A 10,559-nucleotide genomic window follows, 5' to 3' on the forward strand; every position below is an offset into this window, starting at 1 on the left:
GGCCACCGCCGTCTTGCGCGCCGACGGCGCCCTGAGGGACTCCGAGGAGGCGCGCTGGGCGGCGCGCGCCGCGCTGGAGGCCGAGGGGTTCGCGGGCGCTGACGGCGTCCGCGCCGCCGCGCTGCCCGCCGACGACCTCGCCCGCCTGAGGACGGCAGTCGCGGAGGCCGGGGCGCAGCGCGAGCGAGTCGCAAGGGACCTGGCGGCCCCGGCAATCGCCTCCCTGCCCGAGGGCCTCATCGATCCCCTTCCCACCGCTCAGGAGGACCACGCCGCCGCCGACGCGGCCCTTCGGATGGCGGCGGACGCCGACTCCCGGGCCGCGGAGGCTCACCGCCAGGTGAAGGACGCGGCAGCCGCCGTCGTCACAGCGGCGGACGCCTACGAGGCCGCGCTCGGGAGCGCCGAGCCCCTCCTGCGCGTGGCCGACCTCGCGCGCGGGAACAACCCGGCGGGCACGCCCCTGTCCTCCTGGGTGCTGCTCAGCCGCTTCGAGGAGGTCCTGGTCTTCGCCAATGAGCGCCTCACCGAGATCTCCTCGGGCCGCTACGAGCTCATCCGGGTCGATGACGAGGCGGGGTCCCGCGCGCACCGCAAGGGCCTGGGGCTCGCCGTCGTCGATCATCTCGACGAGCAGGATGAGCACGGCCGAGGGCGCGCCCGCGATCCCAAGACGCTATCGGGCGGGGAGACCTTCTACGTCTCCCTGGCCCTGGCCCTGGCGCTGGCTGATGTGGTGAGCGCCGAGTCCGGCGGGGTCAGCCTGGACACGCTGTTCATCGACGAGGGCTTCGGCGCGCTCGACCCGGCCACCCTCACCGCCGTCATGACGCAGATCGACCGCCTGCGGGCTGGCGGGAGGACGGTCGGGATCGTGTCTCATGTGGCCGAGCTGCGCGAGCAGATCCCGGACCGCATCACCGTGCGCCGCCTGGGCGGCGGGGCCTCATCCCTCGCCGTCACCGGCGCCTGAGCCCGCCGCGGGGATCGCCGCACCCGGCCCGCCATCGCAGCGCCCCGGGGAGTCACGCGCCCGACAAGGCGCCGGCGGACAGGGCCTTGGCGATCTCCACTTGCTGGCACTGGGCGACGGACAGGGAGCGCATGAGCGCGTCGGGCCGGATGCCGATCCCCATAGAGTCCAGGAGCGCGGCCGCCCGGCGTCGCATGCCCGAGTGGTCGGCGAGACCGCCGCGGCGCAGCTCCCTGCCCAAGAAGATGTTCTCGTAGACCGGCATGTCGAGGACCGGGTTGAGCTCCTGGTGGATCATGGCGATGCCCAGGGCGATCGCGCGGGAGGGATCGGTGATCCTCTCCTGGGTGCCGTCAATGAGGATGCTGCCGGCGTCGGGGGCGTGAATGCCCATGAGGATCTTCATGAGGGTGGATTTGCCCGCGCCGTTCTCACCCATGAGGGCGTGTACCTCGCCGGGGCGCAGGGTGAGCGTGACGTCCTTGAGGACGGTGACACCGGGGAAGGACTTCGATATCCCCCGCATCTCGAGGATGCTGTCGGTCATGGCGTCACCTCCGGGCTCCGACCCCGCGGCCCGCCCCCATCGGCGGGACCGGTGGGCCCCGGGGTGTGGGTGCCCTCAGGGGCGCCGCACTCAACTCCGTGACCCAGGTCTCACGGGAAGGATATCGCCGCGACCAGCAACTGACAAGGGTTGTCCGGACATTAAGTCGATGATGTGGTGCGCGCTCGGGGCCCCTCACCGGGCCCGGGTCGTCGGGCCGCCTCAGACCCTCAGCTCCAGGGCGAGCGCGGGGCGCTCGGAGACGTCGTACCAGAGCAGGTCCGCCTCGGCGGCGCGCTCGAAGGCCTCCTCGTCGCCGGTGCGGGCGGCCCGGACATCGGCCTCGGCGCGCGGCTCGTCGATGAGGATCGCCGCGACGTCGTCCCACGGGACATCCGCACCCAGCTCCACGGTGCCGGGCAGGACATCGTCGGAGGGCGCCAGCTCGCGCGGCGAATCGACGTCGGCGGCGATGACCACGCGGCGGTCCGCCAGGCCGCTGGCGCCCGGCTCGGAGAGCAGCAGGACGGAGGCGTCGGCGGCGCACAGGCTCGCCGAGACCTCCAGGCCCTCCTCGTCCTCATCGGGCAGGGCGGCGGCCAGGGAATCCGTCGCGGCATGGGCCCGGCGGGCGGTGATGGGATCAGCGGCGAGGTCGGCGGCCGTGGCGGGCAGGTAGATGCGCATGGGCCTAGTGTGCCCGTCGGCGGCCGTGGCGGCCGTCCCCGGCGGCTCGCGTGTTCCCGCGCCGCGAGCGGGCGGCCCGCGAGCAGTCAGCGGATGGGTCGAGGGCGTCGACCAGCCCGGCCAGGGCCCGCCCCAGCGCTGATCCGGGGCACAGGTCGACAACGGCGCGGGCCTCCAGGACGCAGCGGTCGGCCGCCTGGGGGTCCTCGGGCAGCAGGATCGGATCGACGACGCCGCCGAACCTGCTCAGGGACTCCCGCACCGCCCGCGCCGGCGAGGGCCCCGCCGCGGAGGCCCGCACCCGGTTGACGACGACGCGTGGCGCGCGCCCGGCCCCCAGGGCCTCCTCGCAGTCGCCGAGCAGCTGGAGGAGGCGGCGCACTCCGATCGGATCCCCCGCGCCCACGAGCAGGACCTCGTCGGCCTGGCGCAGCAGCTCGGCGGCCATGGCCCCGCGACCGGGCTCAAGGGAGTACTCATCGACGGCGTCGTCGATCGGGCCGCCCGCCAGGTCCACCACCGTCCAGGCGGCCGCGTGGCGCGCCCGGCCCCAGACGGCCTCCATCGCCACCGGCGGCAGCTCCCGCCAGCGCCCCGACCTGCCGAGCCCGGACAGGAGCCCGACCCCCGCGCCGATCGGCGCGACGAGCCGGGCGAGCCCCGCGTCGTCCAGGCGCCCATGGGCGGCCAGGCGCGCGGCCGTGGCCAGTGAGGAGGAGTCCTCGGGAAGGCCGAGGAGCTCGACGAGGCTCGGGGCCTCCACATCGGCGTCGACGAGCAGCGCGCCGCCGGAGCGGGCCAGGCCGTGGGCGAGGCTGGCGGCGATCGTGCTGCGGCCGGGGGCACCGTGGGGCCCCCACACCGCCACGATCCTCCCCCGCCGACCGGCGGCGGGCGCCCCCGGGGGAGGCGGCGCCTCCTCCCCCGCCTGTTCGGGCCGCGTCATCGGCTCCCCCGGGACGAGCGCGCCGCCAACGGCCGCCCGGGTGGTCGCGGCGGCCTGGGTCGCCGCGCCGCCCCAGCCCCCGGCGGGAGGCGGGGGCACCGCCTGGCGGGCGAGCGCCTGGAGGGCGCCGCGCACCTCGGCTGGCCCGGCCGCGGCGCTCAGGACGATCCAGCCGGGCATGGACCACTGGGCCTCCTCGCCATCGGGCACGAGGAGCACGCCGACGGCGCCGCAGCGGGTGATGCGGTCGATGATGGCGCGATCGACGTCGTCGAAGGCCGTATCGAGGACGACGAGCGAGGCGAGACCGGCCATGGCGGCGCCCACGAGGTCGGTCAGGTCCGCGCACCGGCGCACCACCCGCAGCCCTGACCCTTGGGCATCGATGGCCCGCAACGTCTCCGCGTCCGAGCCGGCCAGGCCCAGGAGGACGCCGCTCGCTGGCGCCGCCACGTCAGGAGCCCTGCCCGGTGGGCACGAGCACGAGCGGCCGCCCCGATCCGACGGCGGTGAGGACGTCGGCCACGGAGCCCTCGGGCACGAGCACCTCCACCGCGGTGGTCCCGGTGGACACGAGGCTGGCGCGCTCCTGGTGGACGGCACGGATGACGAGGCCCTGGGCCACGACCCACGCCCGGCCGGCGCCCTCCTGGGAGGAGGCCGGAGCGGCGTCAGCCAAGGGCTGGGCCGTCACCGCCCCCGCCGCGGAGGCCGCCGATCCGGCTGATCGCGGAGAGTCGCCATCCGGGAGCTGCCACAGGTCGACGCCGTCGCCGGCGCCAGTGCCCTTGGGCAGCCCGAGGGACGCCTCGATGACGAGGGAGCGCTGGGTAGCGGTCGAGGCGGGGGCGACGGCGGCCGTGGGCAGCAATTCGCCCTTGCCCAGGGAACGGGTCGCGATCGCGCCGCCGGGCAGGCTTCCCGCCGGGACGTAGGCGCCCGAGCCGGGGCGGGAGTCGACGAGGGTGAGCACGCCGTCGGCGGTGAGGTCCGCGCCGGGGGCGACGTCGCGCGTGAGGACGTAGACCTCCTGGGTGCCCGCGGCGGAGTCGACCGCCCAGGCGCCCAGGGCGACGGCGCCGCCGATGAGGGCGAGTCCGCCCGCCAGGCGCGGGTCCCGCCAGCCCGGACGCCGCCACCTGGCCGGGGCTGAGCGCGGGGAGGACGGAGAGAGGCTGGCGGGAAGCGGGGCCTGGGAGCGCCGGGCGGCTGGCACGAGATCCTCCTTGATGATTCGCAGCCGATCCTGATGATCGTTGATGACTTTTCGTTATCCACAGGGATGCCCGAGGGGTAGCGCGCCCAGGGTGCGCGGTGAGACCATCGTGCCATGCCCAGACGCTTCTTGACCATCGCTGATGTGGCCGACCAGCTCCAGCTCTCGGCGCAGGGCGTGCGCGCGCTCATCCAGTCCGGCGATCTGCCCGCCATCCAGGTCGGCGCCCGGCACCTGTGGCGGATCGAGGAGGCGGCGCTGGATGAGTACATCGACCGCCAGCTCGACGCGACCCGGGAGATGATCGCCTCCGGCCGGGTGACGAGCGGGTCCTGAGCGCCCCTACCCGCTCCGGACCAGGTCGATCGCGTCGAAGGCGACGCTGATCCTGGTCCGCCGCTCCGCGACGGCCCCCAGGATGTCGACATGGTCGGCGCCGACGCGCGCGATCCGCCCCACGACGTCGCCCTGGGGCATGAGCAGGCGCGTCCGCGAGCCCCTGCGCCCCAGCTCGCGCAGCACGGTGGCCAGGGTCGCGCGCGAGGGGCGCCGCGGTTCCGGGGCCGCCGCCGCGAGCCCGACCACCACCGCGATCGAGGGGAGCGGAACGACGGCCTGAAGGCCGTCGGGCTCGTCGATGAGCGCGATCCCATCCCCCATCTGGGTCAGAATGCCGTCGACATCGTTGCCGCCACGGGTGCGCAGCCGGACCTGCTGGCCGACGCGGCCTCGGAGCCGATCGACGAGGCGGATGAGCGCGGCCTCGGCGGCGGCGCTCTCGACGCCCTGGGCGGCGACCTGTGCCCGCCGCTCGGCGTCGAAGCGGTTCTCCAGGTCATCCAGCATCCGGCTCCAGCCCGCGCCTCCATCCATGGGCGTAGCCCACCACGGCTCATACGGTGGGACAAGCCCGGCGAGGCGGCAGGTCGAATCGACGAGACCCCACACCAGCCCTCTTGACGCATCTCACACAATCATGCATTCTTAAACATCATCAAACATGATCGTGAGGGGATGAGAGCATGATCGTCGCACGCCGCCTCCTTCTCATGGCCGCCGTGAGCGCCGCTGCCACCGTGGCTCTCGCCCTGGCCAGTGCGGACGCCGTGGGTGTCCTGGTGCGCGCCGATCCCTCCCGGTGGGGTCGCGCCGAGCTCAGCGCGGCCCTGGTGGCGGCCCTGGGCGGCCTCGGATCGCTCGGAGCTGCCTGGCACCTGCTCTCCGCGGCGGTGGCGATCGCCGCGACCCGGACACCCCAGGGCGGCCCCGCCCGCTCCGCCGTGGAGCGCTGGGGCGCGCCCCTGGTCCGCAGGATCGCCGTCGGCGCACTGCTGGCCGGTGCGGCGGCCGCGCCGGCGGTGGCAGCGGAACCGCCCGGCCCGGAGGCGCCGTATCTGGGATGGCGGCCCACAAGCAGCCAGACCGGGCCCAGGGCGGCCCCGGCGTCCTCGGGCTCGCCCGTGACGGGCCCGTCAGCGCCATCGTCCGCACCCCGCCTGGAAGAGGGCCCGGCGCCCACGTCGGCACCGTCCACCCCGGCGCCGCCCAGCGGGGGCACCGCCACCGGCGTCGAGGAGCCGGCGGGCAGCGGTGACGGCGAGCGGGGGACCGGCAGCCCGGGGCCCCGGGAGGGATCCGCCGATTCCACGCCGGACGCGGGCAGTGCTCCTTCGGCCGAGACCGGTCAGGAGGCCGCGCTCGTCGTCGAGCCCGGGCAGAGCCTGTGGTCGATCAGCGCCGCAAGACTCGGGCCCCAGGCCTCCGCGGCGGACATCGCCCGGGCCTGGCCCCTCCTCTACCGGGCCAATGAGGGGGCCATCGGCTCCGAGCCCGGCCTCATCCACCCCGGCCAGAGGCTCACCGTCCCCGAGGGCCTCACTCCCCCGGCGCAGGACTGATCGCGCCGACCGCTCCCCCACTGCCCCCGGCTCTCCCGCGAAGCCCTGGCACGCGCGTCCATCCATCACCGACGATGAAACGGAGCCCGTCATGAGCGCCCTCCTCGAAGCCCCCGCCCCGTCCCTCGAATTGCGCCAGACCCAGGCCCTGGCCTCCACGCTCGCACCCGCGAGGGCGGCGCGCCGCGTCGTGAGCGGTGCGCAGAGGGCGCCCCTCCCCTCACCGGCCCACTCGGCCAGCAACGCCCCATCGCCCTCCCGGTCGGTGAGCGAGGATGACGCGAGCGCCGAGGCCTCCCGCGCGGCCCGCGTCCTGATCACCGCGGCCGTCGAAGTGCTCCTCGGCCTGCGCGCGCCGAACCAGCTCGACCGCTGGACGGAGCCGGACCTCATGGATGCCCTCATGCGCCGCGCGGGGCTCGCCCAGCGCCGTTCGGGCGAGGCCCGCAGGCGCGGGCCCGTCGTCCGCTCCGTTCACACTCAGCCCACCGCCAACGGGGACTGCGAGGCCACGGTGCTCCTCGAATGCGGGGACCGGGTCCGGGCGGCGGCCGCCCGCCTCATCCCGCGCCGGGAGAAGTGGGTGCTGGCGAGCCTGGAGGTCATCTAAGGCCCGCGCCCCCAAAGGAGTCGGGGGCGCGGGCCTCAGATCCGCTCTCGCGCTGCTGCGGGGCTGGCCGCCGGGGCGGTGGCGCGCGTCAGTGGCGCTTGCGCTTTTTCTTGGCGGCGCGGCGCTCGGCGCGGTTGGCGCCCTGGGGGGCATCGTCGTCGTCGCTCGCGGAGGGGGCCGCCCCGGCCGCGGGGCTACCGCCGCCCAGGGCGGAGGTGGCCTCGCCGTCCTCAGCGGGTCCGGAGTAGGACATCCGCTGGCTCATGGCCTCCTGCCCCATGTCCCCCATGACGGTGCCGCGCTGGCGGGCCGCGGCGGCGGTGGCGTCAGCGGCGGCCACCATACGGGCGGCGTCGGCCGTGCCGTCGGCCTCGGCGCGCTCGGCGGCGGCCTTGAAGCGGGTGGCGTTGGCGAAGACCTGCTCGACCGTCTCCTCGCGGATGCCTTCCATCATCGCCTTGAACATGTGGGCGCCCTCGTTGGCGTACTCGACGAGCGGGTCCCTCTGGGCCATGGCTCGCAGGCCGATGCCCTCCTTGAGGTAGTCCATCTCGTAGAGGTGCTCGCGCCAGCGCTTGTCGACGACGGCGAGCAGGACCCTGCGCTCCAGGGTGCGCATGGGTTCGTCGCCGAGCTGGGCGCGGGCCAGGACGTTGCCCTCCATCTGGGACTCGGCGTCCTCGTAGGCGACGGCGGCGTCCTCGGTGAGCTCGGTGGCCAGGCGCTCAGGGGTGAGGCGGTCGATGCCGCCCACGGCGTCCTCGACCTCCTCGGCGGTCAGGCCCACCGGGTAGAGGTGGCCCAGGTCGTTCCACAGGGCGTCCAGGTCCCACTCGTCGGGGCGCCCCTCGGCGGTGTGAGCGCCCACGATGGTCTCCACCGCCTGGGAGCGGAAGTTGGCCATCTGCGGCTCGAGGTCCTCGCCGTCGAGCACGCGGCGGCGCTCGTCGTAGACCTTCTCGCGCTGCTCGGTCATGACGTCGTCGTACTTGAGGACGTTCTTGCGGATCTCGTAGTTGCGGGACTCCACCTGGCGCTGCGCCGAGGCGATGGCGCGCGAGACCATCTTGGACTCCAGGGGGACGTCGTCGGGGTAGGCGCCCGAGGCCATGATGCGCTGGGCCGCGCCGGAGGCGAACATGCGCATGAGGTCGTCCTCCATGGACAGGTAGAAGCGGGACTCGCCGGGGTCCCCCTGGCGGCCCGATCGGCCCCGCAGCTGGTTGTCGATGCGGCGGGACTCGTGGCGCTCGGTGCCCAGGACGTAGAGGCCGCCGAGCTCGACGACCTCGTCGTGCTCCGCCGAGCAGGCCTCCTTGGCGGCCGCCAGGGCGGCGGGCCAGGCCTTCTCGTACTCCTCGGAGTCCTCCTCCGGGTCGAGGCCCGTCTCCTTGAGGGCGGCCACGGCGATGTGCTCGGCGTTGCCGCCCAGCATGATGTCGGTGCCGCGGCCGGCCATGTTGGTGGCCACGGTGACGGCGCCCTTGCGCCCGGCGAGCGCCACGACGGCGGCCTCTCGGGCGTGCTGCTTGGCGTTGAGCACCTCGTGGGCGATGCCGCGCTCGGTGAGCATGGTGGAGAGCTGCTCGGACTTCTCCACGCTCGTGGTGCCCACCAGGACGGGCTGGCCGACCTCGTGGCGCTCCTCGATGTCGTCGACGACGGCCATGAGCTTGGCCTTGACGTTGGTGTAGACGAGATCCGGCTGGTCGATGCGGATCATCGGCTTGTTCGTGGGGATCGGGACGACGCCGATCTTGTAAGTGCCGGCGAACTCGGCGGCCTCGGTCTCCGCGGTGCCGGTCATGCCGCAGCGCGAGCCCTCGGGGTAGAGGCGGAAGTAGTTCTGCAGGGTGATGGTGGCCAGGGTCTGGTTCTCGGCCTTGATCTCCACGCGCTCCTTGGCCTCGATGGCCTGGTGCATTCCCTCGTTGTAGCGGCGCCCGGGCAGGACACGACCGGTGTGCTCGTCGACGATGAGGACCTCGCCGTCGCGCACGATGTAGTCCTTGTCCCGGTGGAAGAGCTCCTTGGCGCGGATGGAGTTGTTGAGGAAGCCGATGAGGGGGGTGTTCTCAGACTCGTAGAGATTGTCGATACCCAGGTAGTCCTCGACGCGCTCGATGCCGCGGGCCAGGACGCCCACGGTGCGCTTCTTCTCGTCGACCTCGTAGTCCTTGCCCGGGCTCAAGCGCTCGGCGATGGTGGCGAACTCCTTGTACCACTTGTTGACATCCCCGGTGGCGGGCCCGGAGATGATGAGCGGGGTGCGGGCCTCGTCGATGAGGATGGAGTCGACCTCATCGACGATGACGAAGGCGTGCCCGCGCTGGACGAGGTCCTCGGGGCGCTGGGCCATATTGTCCCGCAGGTAGTCGAATCCGAACTCGTTGTTGGTGCCGTAGGTGATGTCGCAGGCGTACTGCTTGCGACGCTCGGCGGGGGTCTGGCCGGTCAGGATGCATCCGGTGGTCAACCCGAGGAAGCGGTGGATGCGGCCCATGAGGTCGGACTGGTACTCGGCGAGATAGTCGTTGACGGTGACGACGTGCACGCCCTCGCCGGTCAGCGCGCGCAGGTAGGAGGGCAGGGTGGCGACGAGGGTCTTGCCCTCACCGGTCTTCATCTCGGCGATGTTGCCCAGGTGCAGCGCCGCGCCGCCCATGAGCTGGACGTGGTAGGGGCGCATGCCCAGTACTCGCTCAGCGGCCTCGGCGACCGTGGCGAAGGCCTCGGGCAGGAGCTCGTCGAGGGTCTCGCCCTCGTCGTAGCGCTTCTTGAGCTCGTCAGTGGCTTCGCGGAGTTCCTCGTCGGTGAACTCGCTGTAGGCGTCGGCGAGCGCCTCCACCTGGGTTGCGAGGGCGTCGAGCCTCTTGAGGGTTCGTCCCTCGCCGATGCGAAGGATCCGGTCGACGATCGACACGCTGCTTACTCCCTTGGACGTGGATGGGCCGCCCAGCCCCCGAGGCGCTGGATGAGTCCAGATGGACCGGGGGCGCGGGCCTTGCACATGCTAGTGGACCCCCGCCCCGCTCCCCAAGGCGATCGGAGCCTCCTCCCCAAACCGAGACCCGGCGCGGCCGGCCCAGCGGACCGCGGGGAACCACAGGGCGCGCGGCGCCGCCCTCGCGGCGCGCCTCGTGGAAGAGCCTTATCCGCGGCGCGCCCGCGCGCCGAGACTGGCGCCATGACATCACTGCCACGACCGGCGCCAGCGGGATCGCCGCGCCCAGGGCCGCCGGCGTGGCTCGCCGCCCTCCCGGCGGCCCTGGGCCTCGCGCTGCCCAAGTCTTGCGCGGGCTGCGGCCGCTGGGAGACGGCGCTGTGCCCCGGCTGCGCCGCGCTCCTGGACGCTCCCCTGACCGAGGTCACGGGCGCGCCGGCGGCGGAGGAGCTGCGCGTCCACGCCGTCCTGGCCTACGCCGGCCCCGGCCGCGCCCTCATCCTGAATTGGAAGAACGGGGCCCGGGAGGACCTGGCACCGGTGATGGCCGCCGTCGGGGCCCGCGCGGGCGAGCAGTGGGCCGCGCTCGCCCAGTGGCCCGGTGGCGGGCCCGGCGCCGGGTCTCCCGCGCGGCTCATCGTGGTCCCCGCCCCCTCCGGGATCGCGCGCCGGGCGCGCGGCAGGCTCGTGACGGCGGCCCTGGCGGACGCCGTCGCGCAGGGGATCGCGCGGGCGCCG

Annotated in this window: 10 protein-coding genes and 1 pseudogene; 5 read left to right on the top strand and 6 right to left on the bottom strand. The window is 74.0% G+C overall.

The window, feature by feature from the left end; all coding sequences use genetic code 11:
- A partial coding sequence (locus GVV75_RS09825; protein WP_268891870.1) for an SbcC/MukB-like Walker B domain-containing protein occupies positions 1-973 on the top strand: 973 nt, incomplete at its 5' end.
- Positions 974-1,025: 52 nt separating this feature from the next.
- On the opposite strand, the gene GVV75_RS09830 is transcribed toward GVV75_RS09825, so the two are convergent.
- From GVV75_RS09830 to GVV75_RS09845, 4 genes are all read right to left on the bottom strand, one after another.
- Complete coding sequence (locus tag GVV75_RS09830) at positions 1,026-1,520, bottom strand: ATP-binding cassette domain-containing protein (protein ID WP_159625693.1); 495 nt, start codon at positions 1,518-1,520, stop codon at positions 1,026-1,028.
- 222 nt (positions 1,521-1,742) lie between these two features.
- Entirely contained in the window at positions 1,743-2,207 is a 465-nt protein-coding gene (locus GVV75_RS09835; protein WP_159625691.1) for a DUF6912 family protein, read from the bottom strand.
- A 4-nt stretch (positions 2,208-2,211) separates the two neighbouring features.
- Complete coding sequence (locus tag GVV75_RS09840; protein ID WP_159814567.1) at positions 2,212-3,606, bottom strand: hypothetical protein; 1,395 nt, start codon at positions 3,604-3,606, stop codon at positions 2,212-2,214.
- Position 3,607: 1 nt separating this feature from the next.
- Positions 3,608-4,369 (bottom strand): hypothetical protein, encoded by a 762-nt coding sequence (locus GVV75_RS09845; RefSeq protein ID WP_159814569.1) that lies wholly within the window; start codon positions 4,367-4,369, stop codon positions 3,608-3,610.
- Between the two features lie 114 nt (positions 4,370-4,483).
- On the opposite strand from GVV75_RS09845, the gene GVV75_RS09850 reads away from it, so the two are divergent.
- Positions 4,484-4,705, top strand: a complete 222-nt coding sequence (locus GVV75_RS09850) for a helix-turn-helix domain-containing protein (RefSeq protein ID WP_080461988.1) — start codon at positions 4,484-4,486, stop codon at positions 4,703-4,705.
- Positions 4,706-4,711: 6 nt separating this feature from the next.
- Here the strand turns inward: GVV75_RS09850 and GVV75_RS09855 are convergent, their stop codons facing one another.
- Complete coding sequence (locus GVV75_RS09855) at positions 4,712-5,242, bottom strand: Fis family transcriptional regulator (protein WP_159524187.1); 531 nt, start codon at positions 5,240-5,242, stop codon at positions 4,712-4,714.
- Positions 5,243-5,391: 149 nt separating this feature from the next.
- On the opposite strand from GVV75_RS09855, the gene GVV75_RS09860 reads away from it, so the two are divergent.
- Together GVV75_RS09860 and GVV75_RS10410 are read left to right on the top strand one after the other, a co-directional pair.
- Positions 5,392-6,267 (top strand): LysM peptidoglycan-binding domain-containing protein, encoded by an 876-nt coding sequence (locus tag GVV75_RS09860; protein ID WP_159716987.1) that lies wholly within the window; start codon positions 5,392-5,394, stop codon positions 6,265-6,267.
- Between the two features lie 91 nt (positions 6,268-6,358).
- A complete protein-coding gene (locus GVV75_RS10410) occupies positions 6,359-6,877 on the top strand; it encodes an Rv3235 family protein (protein WP_235925158.1) in 519 nt (172 codons plus the stop codon).
- Between the two features lie 88 nt (positions 6,878-6,965).
- On the opposite strand, the gene secA is transcribed toward GVV75_RS10410, so the two are convergent.
- Complete coding sequence (gene secA, locus GVV75_RS09870; RefSeq protein ID WP_159625681.1) at positions 6,966-9,800, bottom strand: preprotein translocase subunit SecA; 2,835 nt, start codon at positions 9,798-9,800, stop codon at positions 6,966-6,968.
- 264 nt (positions 9,801-10,064) lie between these two features.
- Here secA and GVV75_RS09875 point away from each other — a divergent pair.
- Positions 10,065-10,559 (top strand): annotated as a pseudogene (locus GVV75_RS09875) (hypothetical protein); the annotation flags it as partial.

The sequence above is a fragment of the Actinomyces sp. zg328 genome, assembly GCF_009829635.1.
GTDB lineage: Bacteria > Actinomycetota > Actinomycetes > Actinomycetales > Actinomycetaceae > Actinomyces > Actinomyces marmotae.